This is a genomic window from Pseudoalteromonas sp. UG3-2, assembly GCF_037120705.1.
Lineage (GTDB): Bacteria > Pseudomonadota > Gammaproteobacteria > Enterobacterales > Alteromonadaceae > Pseudoalteromonas.
In genome coordinates this window covers 1,769,803-1,791,885 of record NZ_JAWLJU010000002.1, presented here as the reverse complement: position 1 = coordinate 1,791,885, position 22,083 = coordinate 1,769,803, and the positions used below count along the sequence as shown (strand labels likewise).

The following is a 22,083-nucleotide window of genomic DNA, read 5'->3' as shown; positions in this document are numbered from 1 at the left end:
TTAAGTTTTCTGGTCTAGTCCAGTTTGTTGCAAATAGACTAATGATGGTTTTTTACAGTCCGATGACATAAAGGTGAAAGTTTGCTTGATTTACATTTGTCGATTAATTTGGGCTCAGAATAAGGTGGAATATTTAAACGTATTTTGCTGTTTTAAATGCATTTATCTGCAATACTTTGACACCAGGGTGTATGCAAATAAGTTAATCTGACAGGGAGTAACGGGTGATATATATATTGATTGCGGTCATCGGGTTATCGATTTTTCTTTATTCAATTTCGGTACGCCAGCTTGACCGTGCGGAACTCACTGCGCCGATGTGGTTTGTGCTTACCGGTTTTGCTATTGGCTGGGTGTGGACTAACACAGCCGTTGCCCAGCAGGCATTGAGTATGGACATTGCGGGGTTGCAAACATTATTGCCGATTATTGAGCTCACCTTGGCAATATACCTTTTCTCAGATGCCGCTAAAACGCGCCTGCGCGTGTTGTCCCACAGTTTTCAATTGCCATTGAAATTATTAATTGGCTTGCCGTTTACGATGCTGTTTGCCGCTACGGTGGCGCATTTTTTATTTCAGTTATCGTGGCTGTTAAGCTTTATTGTGGCGGTGATCATCACTCCCACTGATGCCACCTTGTGCAAAACCTTTATAACCGATAAAGGCGTGCCCAGTCGGTTGCGTGAGGCCATTAACGTCGAGAGCGGTTTAAATGATGGTCTCTGTATTCCGGCATTTTTATTTTTGTTAGCGGTGTTAAGCGACAACCTGCAGCCAACCACAGGCTCTTTTATCGCTTTGTTTGCGCGCGAGGTGGGCATTGCACTAGTTGTGGCTGGTGGTTTGACCATGGCGATTATTTGGTTGCTAAAAAAAGCCTATAACCATCACTATTTTGCGTCCAAAACCAGCCCGTTTCTCTTTGTTGGCATTGCGTTTTTAGTGTTTGCCGTTACCCAAGCGCTGCATGGCAGTGGCTTTATTGCTGCTTTTATTAGCGGCCTATTGTTCGACAAATACTACCGTGATGAGTTTAAAGATCAGCTCATCGAAGAAGGGGAGCACTTAGCCGAGTTTGCGGCATTAATGATTTGGGTGGTATTCGGTTTGGCGGCCAGTGTGGTGTTGCTAGTAAATACCCAGTGGCAAGTTTGGCTTTATGCCTTATTAGCAACAGCACTGTTTCGCTTGCTGCCGGTGTTTATTTGTTTACTTGGCAAAGGGCTTAGCAATAAAGAGCGCTTTACGTTGGCTTGGTTTGGCCCCAAGGGCTTGGCATCGGTGGTGTTGACACTAATGTTACTAACTGAAGAAGTCAGTCATGGTATGCAAGTAACGCAAATTGCCATGGCCACGGTGTTATTGAGTATCTTTGTATTTGGTTTTTCCAGTCGACCGATCTCGAAACTGTTTAAAAAGCCGAAGCAAAGCACTAAGTAATTGTACCTATTTTGTTTTGTTATACTGTAACTATATGTTGTTTATGACTTTTTTATCATTTCTTTGCAATAAAACAGTCATTGTTCCTGCCTAGAATGTGCCGGTCTTAAATACAAACGTTACATTTTAGGAACAAAATGATGAACAAAAAATTACTCTCCGTTACTGTTTCAGCAATTTTACTGACCGCGTGTAATGACGACACCAAGACCGTAGAGGTGATCAAAGAGGTGGAAGTCATTAAAGAAGTCCCTGTGCAAGAGGTGACGCAAGTAAAAAACGTCATCTTGATGATCGGTGATGGCATGGGACCACAGCAAGTGGGATTATTAGAAGAATATGCCCAGCGTGCCCCTAATTCTGTTTATAACAGTAAAGGCAATCAAACTGCGCTGTCAAAACTTGCCAACAGCGGCCACTTAGGGCTTTCTCTTAATGCTCCACACGGCGACAACGGCAGTCTTGTGACCGACTCGGCGTGTTCAGCTACGCAATTGGCCACTGGTATTGCCGCGGGCTCAGAAATGATTGGCCTTGATGCTGAGGGCAACCAGGTGGCGACCATTTTAGAAAAAGCCAAAGCCGCCGGTAAAGCCACTGGACTGGTTTCCGACACCCGTATTACCCACGCGACACCAGCGGCCTTTGCGGCGCATATGCCACATCGTTCCTATGAAGCCGAAATCGCAGAGCAATTAATTAGCTCTGGCAATGTTGATGTCATGCTCTCTGGTGGCGCCCGTGTATTTTTGCCACAAACTACGGCCGATGACCCAGAAGTACAAGCTGAACTAGCGGCACTAGGGATGCCAAATTACGTCTATAAAAAGTCCAAACGCGGCGATGATAAGAACTTGGTACTCGAAGCCAGAGACGACTATGGCTATGGTCTGGCGTTCGATAAAACTCAGTTAAATAGCTTTGACGGTGACAAGGTATTAGGTTTGTTTGCCAACTCGGGTATGAATGACGCCATTGCCTACAAAGCGTGTCAGCAAGATAACAGCTGTACCCAACCTTCGCTAAAAGAAATGACCGTTAAGGCATTGGATATCCTGTCTCAAGATGAAGATGGTTTCTTCTTAATGATTGAAGGTGGTCAGATTGACTGGGCAGGACACGCCAATGACGCCGGTTGGATGCTAAACGAGCTGCTTAAGTTTGACGAAGCGGTGGCCGCAGTGCACGAGTGGGTAAAAGATCGCAACGACACCCTAGTGGTGGTGACTGCTGACCACGAAACCGGCAGCTTTGGTTTTAGTTATTCGAAGCACGAACGTCCTGAAGCGCAGTACTTACCCGGTGATGGCATGCATGTGAATGGCGAAAACAAAGCCTATCACCCTAAGTTTAACTTTGGTCCTTTAGCGCAGCTCGATAAGCTCTACAATCAAACCGGTACCTTCTTTGATATTCTTGGCGCCGCTGCTCCTGATGAGGCTTACGAAACGGTTTCTGGACAAACCTGGAAAAACCACATTGAAGCCATGACCTCATACTCAGTGAGCATAGATAAAGCCGCGAAGGTAGGGCAGAGCGTGTATGATGACAAAACCGCGGGGATGATCCCAGCGTTTGAAGACTTCAGTGACTTCTACGTTTACGCCAAAGAAGACTACACGGGCAAAATCGCCCGTGCTATTGCTGCAGAGCAAAATGTAGTCTGGGGCACAGGTACCCACACTGCGGCACCCGTGCCGGTCTATGCTTTTGGCCCAGAAGGGGTAACCAAGCAATTTTCGACGCTACAACACCATGTGGACGTCGCTAATAAAATGATCACCGCACTAGGCCTTAGCGAATAAGCTTTGCCTCTAGGTTCAAAGATTAAGCCACAGTGATGTGGCTTTTTTCTTTTACTAACGCCAAAAAGTCCTCTTGGCAAATGGGTTTACTGTAATAATAGCCTTGGCCAAAGTCACAGCCGGCTTGTTTTAGCAGTTGATGCTGGGTGGCGGTTTCAATGCCTTCTGCCACTACTTTTAGCCCTAAGCGATGGGCCATCAAGATAATGGTTTCACACAAGGTTAAATCATCGGCGTTGGTGGCAATACCGTCAACAAAACGCTTGTCTATTTTCACCAGCTGGCAGTCGAGCTGTTTTAAATAGGCTAGAGATGAGTAGCCAGTACCAAAATCATCCAATGCCAATTGAAAGCCTTGTTGTTTCAACTCTTCAATGCGTTGTTGAGTGCGGCTATCGTTATGCATCATCATGCCTTCGGTGACTTCTAATATCACTTGCTCAGTATACAGTTGCAATCGCGTGAGCTGCTGCTGCCAGGTCGATAAGGTGTAGTTCTTGGCGGCAAATTGCACCGGCGAGACATTAATACTTAGTGCCAGCGTGCGGCCTGCTCGTTGCAGTTGTGCTAAGGTGTCCAGTGCTTGAGTAAAGGCGAAGTCGCCAATTTCATGGATCAGCTGGGTTTCTTCCGCCAATGGAATAAACTCGCCTGGGCTTATCATACCTTGCTCAGGGTGACACCAGCGGATCAAGGCTTCGGCTTTGACAATGGCATTATCGTTTAAGTCGACGATGGGTTGATAATGCATGGTAAACTCTTGCTGTTGTAAAGCGGTGCGTATACCTTTGAGCATTTGCATTCGCGATTCCGCCAGCTGCCGTAAGCTGTCATCAAACAGAGCGTAACCGTTACGACCCTGTTGCTTAGCACGATACATGGCTTGATCTGCCGCTTTTAAAATCGCCTCCGTGCCCTTACCATCGTAAGGCGCCACGGCAATGCCAATACTGGCCGATAAGTGGCACTGCTCGGATTGGATGGTAAAGGCGGGTTTTAGCACGCCTTGTACTTGTTTGGCCAGCGCTTGGCTGTGACTGCGCTGGGTGTCATCGGGCAACACAAAAACAAATTCATCGCCACCAATACGAGACAAAAATGCCGCCGAGTTAAGCTGCTTCAGTCGCTGCGCCGTTTCTTTTAGCACTAAGTCACCAACGTAGTGGCCCAGGGTATCATTGATGTCTTTAAAGTTATCAATGTCTAACAGCAACACCGACACCGGCGTATCGCTTGGCTTAAGTTGTTTTTTCAGGTGCTTTTTTAGACCCAAGCGGTTATGCAACTGGGTCAGTTCATCAAAGTGCGCTTGCTTGTAAATCAGCTCATCTTTACGCTTCATTTCCGTGATATCGGTGAAGATCGCCACACGGCGATACACTTGGCGGTTGTTGTCGTAAACGCTATCTATGGTCAGCCACTCTGTGTAGAGCTCGCCGTTTTTCTTGCGATTGACAATTTCCCCTTGCCAGCGACCTTGGTCATTGAGCTGCTGCCACATTTGTTGGTAAAAATGTCTGTCGTGTTGTCCTGAGCCCAGAATGGCGGTGGATTTGCCTAATACTTCGGCGCGGCTGTAACCGGTGACATTAGTAAAGGCGACATTAACGTCGAGAATAAAGCCATTGGCGTCGGTGATGATCATGCATTCGCTGCTGTTGTTATATACCAATGCGGCGAGGTTCAGCGCTTCCTCTTGATGTTTGCGCTGACTGATATCACGCATGATCAACAACGCCTGTGGGTGTCCTTCTATGGCGCACAAACGGCACTCAATCACTTGGTTTAATTGTGGTGAAAATTCCAGTTGCACATAAGTATCATCGTTCAGGAGCGCCAGTTCAGCACAAATACGCTTATAAATGTGTTCAGGGAGTAACTCTCTTAACAGTAACTGGTTGTCAGTGAGTGCGCCATAACGCGACAGAATACGGCCTTGCTGATCTAACCTTACGTAGCTGTCGGGTAAGGCGTTGATCAAGGCACGCAGCACCGCAAGGCGATGATTAGCATTGTCTTCGGCATCGAGTCGTATCGCTGCCATATTGGCAAAACGTTCAGTTAAGTGAGCAAACTCGGTTGGCATGCTGGTGTTGTTAAAAGCGGGGTCTAGTTGCCCTGATTCCAGCTTACTAATGGCCGTTTTTAAGCGCGCCAGGGGAGTTAATAACAGCCGCTTGAGTTGCCAATGTGCCTGCCAAAATAACAAGGCAATGACGGTGATGAACAGGCCGATAAAAAGGGCAAAACGTTTATCGATACGGCTTAGTTGCGACTCAAAATCAAAGCTAAAGTACATTTCCAGTGCTTCGCTATGGCTACTCAGGGGTTGCTTAAGATACACCAAGCGCTGACCATCCGGTGCGGTAATTAATTTGGCTTGCTGAGTTAAGTCGGTGGGCCAGCTGCTATTGACCGATTTGCCTAAATGCGCCTTGGCGTTAGGGTACTGGGCGACGATTTGCTGTTTGGCATCGGCAATCATGACTTTGGTGGCCGGCGGCAAAGGTAACTTGGCGAGGGTTTGACTCCAATGGTCGAGCCCTTTTACCGCCACCAACATAAACTGAAACGTGTCTTGGCCATCATAAACGGGTAAGGCAAAGTTGACGGTGGCGCGGCGCATACTGCGGTCGATTTGATACTCACCAATACTGAATTGGCCACTTTGCAGCGCCGTTTGAAAATAACTCCGGTCGGCAATATTAATGGCACTTTGGGTTTGTTGATGGGTGGTACATAAGACATCACCATGACGATTTACTACGCCAATATTGGCTAAATTTGGCCGCAGTAACATGGCGTGATGAAGCAATGCTGGGCAGCTAGGATCCGCGCTGTTAAAGTGGTCCAGTTTGGTCGCCAGTTGCGTTAATACTTGCTCGGTATCGGCTAATTCAACCTGTTGGATCGCAGACACTTGCTTGGCATAACGCAGTGCTTGTTGTGACTGTTGTGTTAATGCTAGCTGGCGCTGCTCACATAATAGAAATAAAATAATCAGCAAGCTGGGCAAGCAAATCAGCACGAGTAAGCGATAGAAGCGAAATTGTATTGATGATTTCAGAATAATCCCACCCAAGGTGCCGTTTTCAGAGCGCGAATAATACCGAATCATTACGGTACAACCAAGCTAATTTAATAAAATCCTTGCTATGAAAAAGACTTAACTGTAGACGTTAATAAATGGAATTTTTAATTTCTAAAATGCAACTGAAGGGTAATTATTCTGTCAAAAAGCACCGTAAATTTTTACCTTCCCACTTTTTTCCACCAAATTCATGATCTTCCACAAATGCCGCGAATTTTCTGGCTTACAAAGGAGTTAAAGACGCCTACTTTGCTTGACAAAAGTGCTTGTCAAGCCCTAGACTGTTCTTCTGTGGTAAAAAGTGGGTTTTAGTGGATCAAATTGGATCGGCCAACTTCTAAATAGGATCACTCATGTTTCGAGGTGCAAGTTCGCTGGCTTTGGATGACAAAGGGCGTTTTGCGGTACCCACTAAGTACCGACAACCGCTGCTGTCTGAAGATCAAGGCACAGTGATCTGTACTATTGCGATTAATGAACCTTGTCTATGGCTTTACCCACTTGCCGAATGGCTAGAAATCGAGACCAAATTAAGTCGTATCTCTAACACCAATCCCAGAGTGAGACGCTGGCAACGGATGTTGCTAGGTCATGCTACAGAATACCAACTAGACAAAAATGGCCGCATTCTTTTGGCGCCTTCATTGCGTGCCCATGCGCAGTTGGGGAAAAAAATCATGCTGGTTGGACTACTAAACAAATTTGAAATCTGGGATGAAGAACGCTGGTATCAGCAAATGCAAAGCGATACCCAAATTGAACACTCAGGAAACTTTGAGGAAAGCCCTGAATTGGAAAACTTTTCCTTGTAGGGGTAAAGAAATTAATGAGCGCAGAGTTTAAACATATTTCGGTACTCATGGCCGAAACCCTCGATGCCTTGGCAATCAAACCCGAGGGCACATACATTGACGGCACCTTTGGTCGTGGTGGTCATTCTGGTGAGATCCTCAAGCGTCTTACCACAGGCCGCTTGCAAGCCATCGATCAAGACCCGCAAGCCATTCAAGCGGCGCAGAAGTTTGCCGACGATGAGCGCTTTAGCATTGCCCGCAGTCGCTTTTCCAACATAAAGGCGGTGGCTGAAGAAGCGGGTATCTTAGGTCAGGTCGATGGCATCTTGTTAGATATTGGCGTTTCTAGCCCGCAGCTGGATGATGCCGACCGTGGCTTTAGCTTTATGAAAGACGGGCCACTGGACATGCGCATGGACCCCGATTCTGGTCGCAGCGCGGCACAGTGGTTGGCTGAAGCAGAGTTGGAAGAAATGGTGTTTGTGATCAAAAAATATGGTGAAGAGAAGTTTGCCACCCGCATCGCACGTAAAATCATTGAAGTGCGCGAACACACTGACATCACCACCACGGCGCAATTAGCTGCGTTGATTGATGACGCTGTGCCGGTGAAAGATAAGCACAAACACCCAGCTACGCGTACTTTCCAGGCCATTCGCATTTACATCAACAGTGAATTAGAAGAAATTCAAACGGCTCTGCAAGCGTCGCTTGAAGTGCTTAAGCCTGGCGGTCGTCTGGTGGTGATCTCTTTCCACTCGCTAGAAGACCGTATCGTGAAACAGTTTATTAAAAAGCAGAGTAAGGGAGAGGCGATACCCAGAGGTCTGCCTTTAACGGATGAACAACTTAAAAAAAATCTCACCTTAAAGGCAGTGGGTAAAGCCATTAAGCCCAGTTCTGAGGAAATTGCCCAAAACCCCAGAGCGCGCAGCTCTGTATTGCGAGTGGCGGAGAAACTCTAATGAGTGCCAATATGCAGCGTCAGCCCAACTTATTTTCCGAAATTGGTTCCTACCTGGTGACCAACAAGCTGACGGCATTTTTGCTTATTAGTATTTTGGTTTCGGCATTGGCGGTGGTGCAGGTTACGCACTTAACTCGGCAGCAGTTGATTTTACAAGATGAATTGTTGCAGCAGCGTGATGAGCTAGACCTGCAATGGCGTTACTTGGTGGTCGAAGAAGAGTTTTACTCACAACATGCTCGGATTGAAGAAATCGCCAAAATGCAATTAGAGATGAAACGCCCAACCAGTAAAGATGAACAGGTGATTGTACTGCCATGAATAAGCCCAAGCAAAAATCGCAATCCATGATCACCTGGCGCTTTGCGCTAGTGTGCGGTGTAATGGTGTTGGTGTTTATGACCTTGGTAGCCAGAGCGGCTTTTTTACAAGTGATAGAGCCCGATAAGGCGATTGCTGAAAACGAAAAACGCACCGTTCGCGTTGAAAAGCTAAACGTGCAGCGCGGCATGATTTTTGACCGCAACGGCAAAGAGCTGGCGGTGAGCGTGCCGGTGGTGAGTGTGTATGCCGACCCTCTAGCCATTGATAAAGCACTGGGTAAAAAAGTGCTGCGTGTAGCGCGCAAAGCCGGAGAAGATTATAAAACGCTGGCCGACGATAAGACCGAGTTGGCACGTCGTAAACAACAAAGGTATGCGGAAGAAATCCGTTGGCGAGAGCTGGCGGATGTACTGCGTTTAGATCCTAAAAAAGTAAACCAACGTCTGCGTGGCAATCCTGAGCGCCGTTTTGTTTATTTAAAGCGTCAAGTGACCGCGGTGGTAGCCAATTACATTCGTCAAATGCGCTTACCTGGGGTTCACTTACTGGATGAATCAAAACGTTTTTATCCCAGTGGCGAGGTCACCGCTCATATGATTGGTGTTACCGACATTGATGGCAAAGGCATTGAAGGGGTGGAGCGCATGTTTGACTCGGCGCTTACAGGCACCGCCGGAAAACGCACCATTCGTAAAGATGCCCAAGGACGTGAAGTACAGGTGTTGTCGGAAGAGCAACGGGTTGAGCCAGAAGATGTCCACTTAAGCATCGACCTGCGGATCCAGGCCATTGCTTACCGTGCCTTAAAGTCAGCAGTGTTAAGCTATAAAGCCACCTCAGGCTCAGCCATGGTGGTGGATGTTCATACTGGTGAGGTCTTAGCGCTGGTTAACAGCCCCAGTTTTAACCCCAATGATTTAAGTACCGCAGCGCCTTATAAACGCCGTAACCGCGCCATGACCGACTTATTTGAGCCCGGCTCTACCCTTAAGCCTTTGGCGATTCTTGCCGGCTTAGAATATGGCGCAGTGCAACCTGACGAGCTGATAGATACCTATCCGGGATGGATGAACCTCAGTGGCGGTCTAGTCAAAGACACCCGCAATAACGGTGAGCTTAGCCTCAGAGAAATCGTTAAAATTTCCAGTAACATGGGCGTGGCAAAAATCTCACAACGGATCCCCAAAGAAGACTTTATTAACTACTACCAACAGGTTGGCTTTGGTGACACCACAGGGTCGATGATGATTGGCGAAAGCTCTGGGCTATTCTACCCCAACCGCCGTTGGTCTGACTTTGAAGTGGCGACCTTATCCTATGGCTATGCGGTTTCTGCCAGTACCGCGCAAATGGCCAGACTCTATGCCATGTTTGGCTCCGGCGGCATTCTTAGACCTCTGACTATTTTAAAACAACATGAGCAGCCTCAAGGGGAGCGTATTTTCTCTGAACGCAATACCCGTGCGGTGGTGGAAATGATGGAATCGGTGTTTGAACGTGGTGGTACGGCCCATAGCGTAACCGTTGATGGTTATCGTGCTGCAGGTAAAACCGGGACCTCGAAAAAAGCCGTTGCCGGTGGCTATGGCGATGAATACGTTGGCTATTTTGCCGGTGTTGCGCCGGTCAGCGACCCCCGTTTAGCGGTGGTAGTGATGGTGAACGAACCAGCTGGCGATGTCTATTATGGCGGGCAAACGTCGGGTCCAGCCTTTGCCGAAATCATGTCTAACGCCTTAAGAATACTGAATGTGGCACCAGATAAAGAGCGAGTGGCTTACGTATCGGGAGAAGATAATGACGCGTGATCTAACTGAAGTCTTATCCGCTTACGGTGTTAGCGGCGGACCATTTGCCGTGGAAGATCTTCGTATTGATAGCCGCGAAGTGAGAAGCGGTGATTGTTTTGTGGCGCTGCAAGGCCATCAGCAAGATGGCGCTAAGTATGCCTCCAGTGCCATTGCCCAAGGCGCCAGCTATGTTATGGCAGAAACCGGTAGCGAATTGAATATTGCCCCAGAGCAAACCATTTATATTGATGATTTAGCGGCAAACTTAGCCGCCATTGCCAGCCAATTTTATGGCTACCCCAGTAATAAACTAAAACTCACTGGTGTGACTGGCACCAATGGCAAATCCACCACCACCGCAATGATTGCCAATCTTGCCACCCTCACTGGCAGCAGTGGCGCCGTGGTGGGAACCTTGGGTTATGGTAAACCGCAAGATTTAGTGCCGCTTACGAACACCACGCCTTCCAATGTCGATTTGCAACGTATTTTGGCGTATTTAAACAGCCGCTACCAGCATGTGGCAATGGAAGTGTCCTCTCATGGCTTAGTGCAAGGGCGAGTGGATAATTGCGACTTTGATGTGGCGGTATTTACCAACCTCAGCCGCGACCACTTAGATTATCATGGCGACATGCAAAGCTACGCGGCAGCAAAAAAAGCCCTGTTTAGTCGCTGCAATCCCAACTATCGCGTGATTAACATCGACGATGAAGTGGGAGCTCAGTGGGCACAGGAGTTCGCCGCTGATAACTTAGTGGTGTATGGCCGCAAGCCTGAGCAGCAAAGCTATGAACAGTATGTGTTCTTCAGCGAGGTTAACGCTCATCCGCAAGGCCTCAGCGCTAAGCTCGATACCAGCTGGGGAACGTGCCAAATTGATGTGCCCTTATATGGTGAGTTTAACCTTTATAACCTTGCTGCAGCCATCGCCAGCTTGCTGGTGCAAGGCGGCGAATTGCAAGCACTGGCCGATGCCTGCGCCGATTTAGCGCCGGTTGCGGGGCGTATGCAGCCATTCAGTGCAGCACAAAAGCCCACCTGTATTGTCGATTACGCTCACACCCCAGAGGCTCTCGCACTGGCATTACAGGCATTGCGAGCGCACGTGCCTGGGGAGCTCATTTGTGTGTTTGGTTGTGGTGGCGACCGCGACAAAGGCAAGCGTCCCGAAATGGCCCGGGCAGCAGAGCAGTATGCCGATAAATTAGTGATCACCAGTGACAACCCCAGAAGCGAAGATCCCAACCTTATTATCGACGATATTAAGGCTGGACTCATCCACCCTGAGTATGCTCTGTGCCAGCCTGATAGAGCGCAAGCCATTGCCACGGCCATTGCCGCGGGCGATGAAAACAGCGTGGTGCTGATTGCGGGTAAAGGCCATGAAGATTATCAAATTATAGGAACCGAACGCATTGAACTGTGTGATAGACAATGCGTGACAGCGATTTTAAAAGGGGAAAAGGCATGATCAAGATCGATTTTTCTTGGCTTGCAGCAGTCTTAAACACCCCTTACGACGGGGATAACTTGGCGGTTGCCAATATAAACACAGACACCAGAACGTTAGCACCTGGCGAGGTGTTTTTGGCCTTGCAAGGGCCGAACTTTGATGGCCATCATTTTTTACAGACGGCCAAAGAGCGCGGCGCCATTGCCGCCATCGTCTCAAAAGCGAACCATGATATCGACATGGTGCAATTTGTGGTACCAGACACCCGCATTGCCCTTGGCAAACTTGGTCAAGCGGTGATCGAAACCGTGCAGCCGAAAACCATTGCCATCACCGGCAGTGTGGGTAAAACCACGGTAAAAGAAATGTGCGCCGCCATCCTCTCGCAAAAAGGCAAGGTATTAGCCACTAAAGGCAATTTTAATAACGACATTGGCGTGCCGCTGACCTTATTGCGTTTGGCGGAAGATGACGAATATGCAGTGATTGAGCTAGGCGCCAATCACATTGGTGAAATTGCCTACACCACAGCCTTGGTGCATCCAGATGTTGCCACTGTATGTAACGTCGCACCGGCGCATATTGAAGGTTTTGGTTCCATCGATGGTGTCGGTCAAGCTAAGGGAGAAATTTTCTCCGGCTTAAAACCCAGTGGAGTCGCGGTGATCAACGCCGACAGCAGCTATGCGCAAATGTGGCAAGACAACCTCAGTGTCGAGAACGTCAAACGTTATAGCGTTAAGCAAGCAGAAGACATGTGGGTTGAAGATGTTACTCTTGATGATATTGCCCGAGCAGAGTTCACTCTGTGCCGTGGTGATGAGCGTATTAAGGTCGCATTGCCGCTCTCTGGCGAGCATAACGTCAACAATGCCCTGATCGCGGCAGCCTTAACCACCGAGCTTGGCGCCAGTTTGCAAGAAGTGGCCTCAGGACTTGCACAAATGCAAGAGGTGAAGGGCCGCGTCAACATGATCCAAGTATCACCGCGATTACGGGTGGTGGATGATACTTACAATGCCAACGTTAAGTCGGTGAATGCCGCGATTGACTTATTAGCGTCAATGCAAGGCTACAAGGTACTGGCATTGGGAGATATGGCGGAGCTCGGCGAAGATGCACGTGCCTACCACCAAGAAGTAGGAGAGTACGCCAAAGCCAAAGGCATTGATGAGTTGTTTTCCCTTGGGGTGCTCAGTAGCAGCGCCAGTAATGTATTTGAAAAGCCCAACCGCCACTTTTCTACTAGAGAAAGCATGTTGACGGTATTGAAACAGGTATTAGCCGAGCAATCACAGCCTTGTACCGTGATTGTAAAGGGTTCTCGTAGTGCCCGCATGGAATTATTAGTAGCAGAATTAGTAACCGCTGGCCGAACGGATAGCGAAACAGGAGACGCAGCATGTTAGTTTGGCTAGCCGAGTACCTCACGCAGTATTACAGTGGCTTTAATGTCTTTTCGTACCTGACCTTAAGAGCCATTTTGGGGATCTTAACGGCGCTGCTGATTTCTTTGTATTTTGGACCCAAAATGATTGCCGGTTTGCAGCGCATGCAAATTGGTCAAACGGTTCGTGATGATGGCCCAGAATCGCACCTGTCGAAATCGGGCACCCCCACCATGGGCGGCTTACTGATTTTATGCTCCATTTTTACCAGCACTCTGATGTGGGGCGATCTAAGCAATAAATACGTGTGGGTAACGCTGTTTGTGATTGGCAGCCTAGGAATTGTCGGCTTTGTTGATGATTACCGCAAGGTGATCCGCAAAGACAGTAAAGGCTTGATCGCGCGTTGGAAATACTTTTGGCAGTCGGTGATTGCCTTGGCTACGGCGTCGTTTTTATATTTTAGCTCGAGCAACGCCGCTGAAACCACGCTAATAGTACCATTTTTAAAAGATGTGCTGCCGCAGCTGGGGCTGTTTTACATCGTCATGAGCTACTTTGTCATTGTTGGCACCTCGAATGCCGTGAACCTCACTGATGGTTTAGATGGCCTAGCCATTGTGCCGACCATTTTAGTGGCTTCTGCTTTAGCCATCATTGCCTATGTAACCGGTAACGCCAACTTCTCTGACTACCTACATTTGCCACATTTACCACTCACCAGTGAGCTTGTGGTGGTGTGTACTGCGATTGTTGGAGCTGGGTTGGGCTTTTTGTGGTTTAACACCTATCCGGCACAAGTGTTTATGGGCGATGTTGGCTCGTTAGCGCTTGGTGGTGCGCTTGGGATCATCGCGATTTTAGTACGCCAAGAATTGGTGCTCATCATCATGGGTGGGGTATTTGTGATGGAGGCATTGTCGGTGATTTTACAAGTGGGCTCCTATAAGCTCCGCGGTGAGCGGATCTTCCGCATGGCGCCTATTCATCACCACTATGAGCTTAAAGGTTGGCCTGAGCCGCGGGTGATTGTGCGGTTTTGGATTATTTCAATCATCCTAGTGCTTGCCGGCCTAGCAACGTTGAAGATTAGATAATGATGTATTTAGAGCAACTAAAGCGTAAACATGTCACTGTGGTTGGCCTTGGCGTAACCGGTCAGGGGATCGTGCGCTTTTTGCTGTCTCATGGCATTAACCCCAAAGTAGTGGACTCGCGTCCAGTCCCCCCAGGTGCTGACTGGCTCAACCATAACGCCCCAGAGTGTGAAGCGGTGTTTGGTAGTTTGGCTGATGCCGCCTTATCGCAAACCGATCTGATCATTATTAGTCCCGGGATCCCGTTGTTTGAGCAAAGCGTTGCCACAGCCATTGCCGACGGCGTTGAGGTGATTGGTGACATTGAGCTGTTTGCGCGGTTAAACGACAAGCCCGTGATTGCGGTTACCGGCTCCAATGGTAAGTCAACCGTCGTCAGCCTTGCCGCAGAAGTATTGAAAAGTGCCGGCTTTAACGTGGGACTTGGCGGTAATATTGGCACCTCAGTGTTGGCCCTGTTAGAGCAAGACCACGACGTGTTTGTGTTAGAGCTGTCGAGCTTCCAACTGGAAACCACTCACAGCCTTAACTGTTTGTCTGCGATGATCTTAAACATTACCGAAGATCATATGGACCGCTACCCAGACTTTGCCGCTTACACCGAGGCCAAGCAGCGTATTTATGACCACGTTGAACATGTGGTGTTTAATGCCGATGATGAACGTACCTTTGCCAAACAAGGTGAGGGGGTAAGCGTGTCATTAACTGGCGGTGACTATCATGTTCTTGAACATCAAGGCGAGGCCTATTTTGCCCACCATGATACCCCTTTACTGCCGGTAAGCAGCTTAGCCATGGTGGGGCGCCACAATCAATTTAATGCCCTAGCGGTAATGGCGTTATTGGCACCGCTTAAGGTGAGCATGACCGCCTTTGCCGAAGCCTTTGCTAACTTCACCGGCTTACCTCATCGCTGCCAGCTGGTAGCAGACGTGGCTGGGGTGCGTTTCTTTAACGATTCTAAAGCCACCAATGTTGGTTCAACCGTGGCGGCGTTGCAATCGCTGGCCCATGAGCGCAGTAACATCTTATTGATAGTCGGTGGTGATGCCAAAGGCGCAGACTTATCGCCGTTAAAGCAGCCCTTACAACAGCACTGTAAGGCGCTGTTTTGCTTTGGTAAAGATGGTAAACAGTTTATGCCACTGCATCGCAATAGCCACCTTGTTGATTCACTTGCCGATGCTGTGCATGGGGCCAAAACGGTGGCAGCCGCAGGCGATATTGTGTTGTTAGCCCCGGCGTGCGCCAGCATCGACATGTACCCGAACTACATGGCACGCGGCGATGAGTTTGTCAGTATTGTGGAGGGTTACCGTTGCTAGTTAATACGGCACAAATTCGCGAAGCATTTACACCGCGCCAATCAGAAAGCTTATTTGATGTACCTTTGATGTACAGCATGCTAATGCTGATTGGGGTGGGCTTTGTGATGGTGACCAGTGCTTCTATGCCGGTAGCCGAGCGGTTATTTGATAACCCTTATCACTTCACCTATCGCCATCTGGTGTTTTTAATCGGTTCGCTGATCCTATTCTGGTTCGCCACCAATGTGCCCATGACTTGGTGGAAACGCAGCAACCCCTATTTGCTGTTGTTTGGCTTGGTGTTGTTAGTGGCAGTCCTTATTATTGGCCGTGAGGTAAACGGTGCGAAACGCTGGATCCCATTGGGACCCTTTGGTTTACAGGTGGCGGAGGCGTCCAAGCTGTTTTTCTTCAGCTACATCGCCGGTTACTTAGTGCGTAAGCGTGAAGAAGTGCAAGAAAACATTAAAGGTTTTGCTAAGCCCATCCTTGTGTTTGCCGCTTATGCCTTTTTGATTTTAATGCAGCCCGATTTAGGCACTGTGGTGGTGATGTTTGTCACCACCGTGGGATTGCTGTTTTTAGCCGGGGCAAAACTATGGCAGTTTTTCACCTTGATGCTCACCGGAGTGTCTTTGGTAGTGGTGCTTATTATTATCGAGCCCTACCGTATGAAACGTGTGGTAGGCTTTTTAAACCCTTGGGAAGACCCTTTTGGTGCTGGTTATCAGTTAGTGCAGTCATTAATGGCGTATGGCCAAGGTGGCTGGTTGGGGCAGGGCTTAGGTAATAGCATTCAAAAACTACAATACCTACCTGAAGCGCATAATGACTTTATTTTTGCGGTGATCGCCGAAGAGCTTGGTTTTGTCGGTGTTCTCAGCATTATTGTGATGCTTGGCGTGTTAGTGACGCGGGCCTTATTTATTGGCCAAAAAGCCTTAAAAGCCGGACAAGAATATGAAGGCTATTTGGCGCTCGGTATTGGCATCTGGTTTGCCTTTCAGGCGGTGGTGAATATTGGCGCCAGTGCTGGTATTTTGCCAACTAAAGGGCTTACCCTGCCGTTTGTGTCCTATGGGGGCTCGAGCTTATGGGTTATGACCATTGCCGCAGGTATATTACAACGGGTTGATTTTGAAACCAAAATGTCGACCCGACAAGCAACATCCCGTGGAGGTAGACGATGACAAAACGTCTTCTGGTGGTCGCGGGCGGTACGGGTGGTCATATCTTCCCCGGTATTGCTGTCGCTCAGCAGCTGCAACAACAAAATTGGCAAGTTAGCTGGGTCGGTACGGCCGATAGAATGGAAGCCGAAGTAGTGCCACGCCACGGCTTTGATATTGATTTTATTACCATGAAGGGCGTGCGCGGCAATGGCATTAAGCGGCTATTGAGTACCCCTTTAATGGTGCTGCGGGCAGTGCTGGCAGCAAAGCGGATATTGAAACAGCGCCAACCCGATGTGGTACTGGCCATGGGCGGTTATGTCACAGGACCAGTTGGATTGGCTGCCAAATTGATGGGCATTCCGCTGCTGATCCACGAACAAAATGCGGTGGCAGGAATGAGCAACAAGTTGTTGGCAAAAATAGCCAACAAGGTACTGTGCGGTTTTCCTGGCGCATTTAGTGCCAAACAAGCTCAGGTAGTGGGCAACCCAGTGCGAGCTAGCGTTTGTAACCTCAAAGACAAAACCGTAGAGTCGCCGCTGCATGTTCTGATTGTTGGTGGTTCGCTTGGGGCGCAAGTGCTTAATCAAATGGTCCCTGAGGGGATTAAAAAGTTATTAGAATTGGTACCAGACACGGCGCTGAGTATTCGCCACCAAAGTGGTAAGAACAACCAAGAGGCGGTGGCTAAAAATTACCAAGTTTCTAATATAGACGCCGAAGTCAGTGAATTTATTCATGATATGGACAGTGCCTACGACTGGGCAGACATTGTAATTTGTCGCGCCGGTGCCCTTACGGTTAGTGAAGTGGCCGCTGCCGGGAAAGCTGCGATTTTTGTGCCGTTTCCCCACGCCGTTGACGACCACCAAACCGCCAACGCCGAAGTATTAGTGGCAGCAGGAGCGGCAATACGCATGCCACAAGCGAATTTTAACGCTAACACATTAGCGCAAACGCTGTTGCCCTTGGTCACTGAACCACAAAAGATTGCCAACATGGCAGCAAAGGCGAGACAATGTGCACAACCAGAGGCAACCCAAACGGTTGCCCAATTATGTAACGAATTAGCGAAGTAGGAAACCAGATGGAAGCTTCGAGCAGAAGAGCAATGCGACGTATCAACACCATCCATTTAATTGGAATTGGTGGTGCTGGTATGAGCGGCATTGCTGAAGTACTGGCCTTTGAAGGTTACCGTATTACCGGCTCAGACATAGCCAATAGCGCCATGACAGAAAGGCTGAGCAACATGGGGGCGACCATCTTTATTGGTCATAAGGCCGACAACGTCGCCCAGGCGGATGTGGTGGTGGTCTCCAGCGCCATCGATGAGCAAAACCCGGAAATTCAAGCGGCCAAAGCCAACCGTATTCCCATTGTTCGCCGCGCTGAGATGCTGGCTGAATTAATGCGTTTTCGCCACGGCATTGCGGTGGCCGGCACCCATGGCAAAACCACCACAACCAGTTTAATTGCCAGCATTTTTGCTCAGGCGGAGCTAGACCCTACCTTTATTATTGGCGGCTTGCTTAACAGTGCCGGCAGTAATGCCAAGGTGGGTAAAAGCGAGTACCTCATTGCCGAAGCCGATGAAAGCGATGCTTCCTTTTTGCATCTGCAACCTATGGTGTCTGTGGTCACGAATATCGAAGAAGATCATATGGATACCTACGATGGTGACTTGGAAAAAATGAAAGACACCTACGTGGAGTTTATTCACAATCTGCCGTTTTATGGTTTAGCGGTGGTGTGTGTCGACTCAGAAGTGGCCAGAGAGTTATTGCCACGCTTTGCTAGACCCACCATTACCTATGGTGAAGCCGAAGATGCCGATTACAGGCTATGCGACTTTAGCCAAGATCAAAGCCAATCGCACTTTCGGGTATGCAGCAAAGATGGCGACGACATCACAGTAACGCTCAACATGCCTGGTAAGCACAATGCTTTGAATGCCGTAGCTGCCATTGCGGTAGCCAAAGATCATGGCATTAGTAATGAGGCTATCTTGCAAGCGCTAGAGAATTTTGCAGGCGTTGGCCGCCGTTTCCAACATTATGGCAGCTTTAATAATGAAGTAGGCGAAGTGATGTTGGTTGATGACTATGGTCACCACCCATCGGAAGTGGACATGACCATCAAAGCGGCAAAATCGGGCTGGCCCGATAAGCGTTTGGTGATGATTTATCAGCCGCACCGCTATAGCCGCACCCGAGATTTGTACGAAGACTTTGTCAAAGTCCTCTGCGATGTTGATAAGTTATTGTTGTTAGATGTCTACAGTGCGGGTGAAGCACCGATTGTCGGAGCCGATAGCAAAAGCCTGTGTCGTAGCCTGCGCCAACGCGGTGTGGAGCCTATTCATATTAGCGACCATGCGGAGTTGGCAAAAGTACTGGCCAACACCATGCAAGATGGCGATTTAGTGCTGACCCAAGGGGCTGGCAACATTGGTAAAATAGTAAAACAGTTGGCCGCGACTAAGCTCTCAGTGGCGCAGTTGCAACAGAGTGAGTTATGAACAAGCAGTTTGGAAAAGTAGCGGTATTGTTAGGTGGCAGCTCAGCTGAGCGCGAGGTGTCATTAAAATCTGGCCAAGCGGTATTAAATGCCTTGGTGAATGAAGGCGTGGATGCCATTGCCTTTGACCCCGCAGAGCGCAACCTGTGGCAGCTAAAAGAGCTAGGCGTTGACCGGGTGTTTATCGCCTTACATGGCCGTGGCGGTGAAGATGGCACCATTCAAGGAGCGTTAGAGTTTATGGGCTTGCCTTACACCGGCAGTGGGGTGTTAGGCAGTGCTTTAGCCATGGACAAAGTGCGTTGTAAGCACTTATTCCAATCAGCGAAGTTAAGCACCGCACCGTATGCTGTGGTAAGCAAAGCTGCTGGCTTTGATGCTAAAGCCTTGATCGCGCAGTTCGGCAAAGTGATGGTGAAGCCCAGTCATGAGGGCTCGAGCATTGGTATGGCACAGGCAGACAGTGAGCAAAGCTTAACCGCGGCGCTGAATAATGCCTTTAAGTTTGACGAACACGTGCTAGTAGAGCAGTGGATCACCGGGCGTGAATTTACCGTGTCTATGTTAGGCAAAACGCCGCTGCCGGTGATTGAAATGCGCACCCCACGTGGCTTTTATGATTATGAGGCAAAGTACCAAACCAGCAGTACCGAATATTATTGCCCGGCGGAGTTGAGTGCTGCCCACACTGAGCAGTTACAAATTATGGCCAAGCATGCCTTTGAGTTGGTTGGTGCCACAGGTTGGGGCCGAGTTGATGCCATGCAAGATGAGCAAGGACACTTTTATTTATTAGAAGTGAACACCGTACCTGGGATGACGGAAAAGTCACTGGTACCGCTTGCGGCGAAAGCCACCGGCGTAACTTTTGCACAATTAGTGGTTCGCATTTTGGAGCAAACGCTTTAATATGCGAGCATTTTTAGCAAAGACAAAGCACCTAAGTGGTAAAGTTAACTGGCCATTGTTTTGGGGGTTAAGCTTTTTCTTTGTGGTGGTGTTTAGTTTAGTAAAGGGGACTTTTTGGGTCAGTGATTGGTTAGTCGAACATCATGACGCGCAAATCAAGACGTTGAAAGTATTAGGTAAACCCCATTACACTGCAGAACATGACATTGTAACGGCAATTAAAACGGCCGATTTAAACAGCTTTTTTGAACTGGATGTTAAGGCGGTTCATCAAGCGGTGTTAGCGTTACCATGGGTGGCGAGTGTCTCGGTAAGAAAGCAGTGGCCCGACACCCTGCAAGTGTATGTGGTAGAACATACGCCAGTGGCGCATTGGAATAGCGACCTGTTACTCAATGAGGCAGGCGAAGTATTTCAAGCGCGCAGCAATAAACTGCCTGAGGGGCTGCCTGAGCTGTATGGCCCCGAAGGCAGTGCCGAAGAAGCGTGGCAAGCGTTTCAACAATTTAAGGCCTTGTTAGCGGTGAATCAATTCACCCTAGATAGTTTGGCATTGTCTGAACGCTTTGCTTGGCAATTGTGGCTCGACAACGGCATTCGCCTCAATTTAGGGCGCGAAGACAAGGCCCAGCGGGTACAGCGATTTATTGATGTTTACCCGCGCATGGACCGCCCTGAAGGCAAGGTGGTCGATGTGGTGGATTTACGCTATGACACAGGACTGGCGGTGAGTTGGAAAGCAGCTCCCGAGCAGCAACAACAACAAAATAACAAGAGTGAAGCATGACAAAGTCGGCAGAAAGAAACTTAGTGATTGGATTAGATGTAGGCACATCCAAGGTTGTCGCCACGGTGGGGGAGATCACGGCAGACAATCAGCTTAGTATCGTCGGCGTTGGCCGCCAAGAATCCCATGGTATGGATAAAGGCGGCGTGAACGATTTAGATTTGGTGTCGGAGTCGATTAAACGCGCCATCGACGAAGCCGAACTAATGGCCGACTGCCGTATTAGCTCGGTGTATTTAGGGATTTCGGGCAAGCATATCCAGTGCCAAAACGAAACCGGAGTGGTCGCCATCAACAATGCCGAAGTCACCGATGATGACATTGCTAATGTTATTCATATAGCGCGCTCGGTGCCAATGTCGGCTGAGCGGAAAATGCTGCACTCATTGCCGCAAGAATACAGCATCGACATGCAAGAGGGGATTAAAAACCCATTGGGCATGAGTGGCGTGAGAATGGAAGCCAAAGCTCACATCATTACTTGCTCTAACGACATGGCGAAAAACATCGAAAAGTGCGTTGAGCGCTGTGGCTTACAAGTAGACCAATTAACTTTCAATGCCTTGGCATCTTGCTACTCGGTATTGACCGACGATGAAAAAGAGTTAGGCGTGGCGGTGCTAGATATTGGCGGTGGCACCATGGACATTGCAATTTACATCAATGGTGCGTTACGTCACACTGCTGTTATTCCAGTGGCGGGAAATCAGGTCACCGGTGATATTGCAAAAATATTCCGCACCCCTATCTCCCATGCTGAGTCTTTGAAGGTACAATATGCCTTTGCGTCGAGCCAAATGGCTTCAAGTGAAGAAACCATAGAAGTACCCAGCGTCGGGGGGCGACCGGCGCGGGTGATGTCACGACACACCCTATCTGAGGTGGTGGAGCCGCGTTTTAGAGAGCTATTCGAATTAGCCAAAGAAGAGCTGCGTCGCTCTGGTTTTGAAGATCAAATTGCCGCGGGGTTAGTGCTAACCGGTGGCAGCGCCAAAATGAAAGGCGCCCAAGAAGTAGCGGAAGATATCTTCCAAATGCCTGTACGTGTGGGTAACCCAGTGGGCATTAAAGGGTTAACAGATTATGTAGATGACCCTGCATATGCAACAGCGGTCGGTTTGTTACAATATGGCCGTTCGCTGCAATCGATGAATGCACAGAAGTCGAAAGCAGATGCAGAGGGAAGTTGGTGGAACCGCGTCACTAAGTGGTTTCAAGGCGAATTTTAGTA

General features: G+C 48.8%; 17 protein-coding genes. 16 read left to right on the top strand and 1 reads right to left on the bottom strand.

The genetic code is table 11. From position 1 onward, the window contains the following. The first annotated feature begins 224 nt into the window (after window positions 1-224). Window positions 225-1,442, top strand: coding sequence for a cation:proton antiporter (locus tag R3P39_RS11205; protein ID WP_336567548.1), 1,218 nt, complete (start codon window positions 225-227; stop codon window positions 1,440-1,442). Window positions 1,443-1,582: 140 nt separating this feature from the next. Continuing rightward, the gene (locus R3P39_RS11200; RefSeq protein WP_336569297.1) at window positions 1,583-3,247 is read left to right on the top strand and encodes an alkaline phosphatase; all 1,665 of its coding nucleotides are present in this window, start codon (window positions 1,583-1,585) and stop codon (window positions 3,245-3,247) included. 22 nt (window positions 3,248-3,269) lie between these two features. On the opposite strand, the gene R3P39_RS11195 is transcribed toward R3P39_RS11200, so the two are convergent. Beyond that, window positions 3,270-6,365, bottom strand: coding sequence for a bifunctional diguanylate cyclase/phosphodiesterase (locus tag R3P39_RS11195; protein ID WP_336567547.1), 3,096 nt, complete (start codon window positions 6,363-6,365; stop codon window positions 3,270-3,272). Window positions 6,366-6,691: 326 nt separating this feature from the next. Between R3P39_RS11195 and mraZ the strand changes: the two genes are divergently transcribed. From mraZ to ftsA, 14 genes are read left to right on the top strand one after another with little or no spacing between them, the layout of a single operon-like run. Next, entirely contained in the window at window positions 6,692-7,150 is a 459-nt protein-coding gene (gene mraZ / locus R3P39_RS11190; protein WP_336567546.1) for a division/cell wall cluster transcriptional repressor MraZ, read from the top strand. Window positions 7,151-7,164: 14 nt separating this feature from the next. After that, window positions 7,165-8,097: a 16S rRNA (cytosine(1402)-N(4))-methyltransferase RsmH gene (gene rsmH, locus R3P39_RS11185; RefSeq protein ID WP_336567545.1), complete on the top strand. Its 933-nt coding sequence runs from the start codon at window positions 7,165-7,167 to the stop codon at window positions 8,095-8,097. Beyond that, entirely contained in the window at window positions 8,097-8,420 is a 324-nt protein-coding gene (gene ftsL, locus R3P39_RS11180) for a cell division protein FtsL (RefSeq protein ID WP_336567544.1), read from the top strand. The genes rsmH and ftsL overlap by 1 nt, the downstream gene beginning before the upstream one ends. Continuing rightward, on the top strand, window positions 8,417-10,231 hold the full coding sequence (locus R3P39_RS11175; RefSeq protein WP_336567543.1) for a peptidoglycan D,D-transpeptidase FtsI family protein: 1,815 nt from the start codon (window positions 8,417-8,419) through the stop codon (window positions 10,229-10,231). Before ftsL ends, R3P39_RS11175 begins: the two co-directional genes overlap by 4 nt. Next, window positions 10,221-11,687 (top strand): UDP-N-acetylmuramoyl-L-alanyl-D-glutamate--2,6-diaminopimelate ligase, encoded by a 1,467-nt coding sequence (locus R3P39_RS11170; RefSeq protein ID WP_336567542.1) that lies wholly within the window; start codon window positions 10,221-10,223, stop codon window positions 11,685-11,687. Before R3P39_RS11175 ends, R3P39_RS11170 begins: the two co-directional genes overlap by 11 nt. Continuing rightward, window positions 11,684-13,078, top strand: coding sequence for a UDP-N-acetylmuramoyl-tripeptide--D-alanyl-D-alanine ligase (locus tag R3P39_RS11165; protein ID WP_336567541.1), 1,395 nt, complete (start codon window positions 11,684-11,686; stop codon window positions 13,076-13,078). The genes R3P39_RS11170 and R3P39_RS11165 overlap by 4 nt, the downstream gene beginning before the upstream one ends. Next, window positions 13,072-14,154: a phospho-N-acetylmuramoyl-pentapeptide-transferase gene (gene mraY, locus R3P39_RS11160; protein WP_336567540.1), complete on the top strand. Its 1,083-nt coding sequence runs from the start codon at window positions 13,072-13,074 to the stop codon at window positions 14,152-14,154. Before R3P39_RS11165 ends, mraY begins: the two co-directional genes overlap by 7 nt. Further along, a complete protein-coding gene (murD, locus tag R3P39_RS11155) occupies window positions 14,154-15,479 on the top strand; it encodes a UDP-N-acetylmuramoyl-L-alanine--D-glutamate ligase (protein ID WP_336567539.1) in 1,326 nt (441 codons plus the stop codon). The genes mraY and murD overlap by 1 nt, the downstream gene beginning before the upstream one ends. Further along, complete coding sequence (gene ftsW, locus R3P39_RS11150; RefSeq protein WP_336567538.1) at window positions 15,473-16,651, top strand: cell division protein FtsW; 1,179 nt, start codon at window positions 15,473-15,475, stop codon at window positions 16,649-16,651. The genes murD and ftsW overlap by 7 nt, the downstream gene beginning before the upstream one ends. Then, window positions 16,648-17,715, top strand: a complete 1,068-nt coding sequence (gene murG / locus R3P39_RS11145; RefSeq protein WP_336567537.1) for an undecaprenyldiphospho-muramoylpentapeptide beta-N-acetylglucosaminyltransferase — start codon at window positions 16,648-16,650, stop codon at window positions 17,713-17,715. Before ftsW ends, murG begins: the two co-directional genes overlap by 4 nt. An 8-nt stretch (window positions 17,716-17,723) precedes the next feature. Then, the gene (gene murC / locus R3P39_RS11140; RefSeq protein WP_336567536.1) at window positions 17,724-19,157 is read left to right on the top strand and encodes a UDP-N-acetylmuramate--L-alanine ligase; all 1,434 of its coding nucleotides are present in this window, start codon (window positions 17,724-17,726) and stop codon (window positions 19,155-19,157) included. Continuing rightward, the gene (locus R3P39_RS11135) at window positions 19,154-20,065 is read left to right on the top strand and encodes a D-alanine--D-alanine ligase (protein ID WP_336567535.1); all 912 of its coding nucleotides are present in this window, start codon (window positions 19,154-19,156) and stop codon (window positions 20,063-20,065) included. Before murC ends, R3P39_RS11135 begins: the two co-directional genes overlap by 4 nt. 1 nt (window position 20,066) lies before the next feature. Further along, window positions 20,067-20,852 (top strand): cell division protein FtsQ/DivIB, encoded by a 786-nt coding sequence (locus R3P39_RS11130; protein ID WP_336567534.1) that lies wholly within the window; start codon window positions 20,067-20,069, stop codon window positions 20,850-20,852. Continuing rightward, window positions 20,849-22,081, top strand: coding sequence for a cell division protein FtsA (gene ftsA, locus R3P39_RS11125; protein ID WP_336567533.1), 1,233 nt, complete (start codon window positions 20,849-20,851; stop codon window positions 22,079-22,081). The genes R3P39_RS11130 and ftsA overlap by 4 nt, the downstream gene beginning before the upstream one ends. Window positions 22,082-22,083: the final 2 nt, after the last annotated feature.

Coding starts and splice junctions, on each gene's coding strand:
- R3P39_RS11200 (WP_336569297.1), top strand. CDS start 1,583: ATGAACAAAAAATTACTCTCCGTTACTGTTTCAGCAATTTTACTGACC.
- R3P39_RS11195 (WP_336567547.1), bottom strand. CDS start 6,365: ATGATTCGGTATTATTCGCGCTCTGAAAACGGCACCTTGGGTGGGATT.
- mraZ (WP_336567546.1), top strand. CDS start 6,692: ATGTTTCGAGGTGCAAGTTCGCTGGCTTTGGATGACAAAGGGCGTTTT.
- rsmH (WP_336567545.1), top strand. CDS start 7,165: ATGAGCGCAGAGTTTAAACATATTTCGGTACTCATGGCCGAAACCCTC.
- ftsL (WP_336567544.1), top strand. CDS start 8,097: ATGAGTGCCAATATGCAGCGTCAGCCCAACTTATTTTCCGAAATTGGT.
- R3P39_RS11175 (WP_336567543.1), top strand. CDS start 8,417: ATGAATAAGCCCAAGCAAAAATCGCAATCCATGATCACCTGGCGCTTT.
- R3P39_RS11170 (WP_336567542.1), top strand. CDS start 10,221: ATGACGCGTGATCTAACTGAAGTCTTATCCGCTTACGGTGTTAGCGGC.
- R3P39_RS11165 (WP_336567541.1), top strand. CDS start 11,684: ATGATCAAGATCGATTTTTCTTGGCTTGCAGCAGTCTTAAACACCCCT.
- mraY (WP_336567540.1), top strand. CDS start 13,072: ATGTTAGTTTGGCTAGCCGAGTACCTCACGCAGTATTACAGTGGCTTT.
- murD (WP_336567539.1), top strand. CDS start 14,154: ATGATGTATTTAGAGCAACTAAAGCGTAAACATGTCACTGTGGTTGGC.
- murG (WP_336567537.1), top strand. CDS start 16,648: ATGACAAAACGTCTTCTGGTGGTCGCGGGCGGTACGGGTGGTCATATC.
- murC (WP_336567536.1), top strand. CDS start 17,724: ATGGAAGCTTCGAGCAGAAGAGCAATGCGACGTATCAACACCATCCAT.
- R3P39_RS11135 (WP_336567535.1), top strand. CDS start 19,154: ATGAACAAGCAGTTTGGAAAAGTAGCGGTATTGTTAGGTGGCAGCTCA.
- R3P39_RS11130 (WP_336567534.1), top strand. CDS start 20,067: ATGCGAGCATTTTTAGCAAAGACAAAGCACCTAAGTGGTAAAGTTAAC.
- ftsA (WP_336567533.1), top strand. CDS start 20,849: ATGACAAAGTCGGCAGAAAGAAACTTAGTGATTGGATTAGATGTAGGC.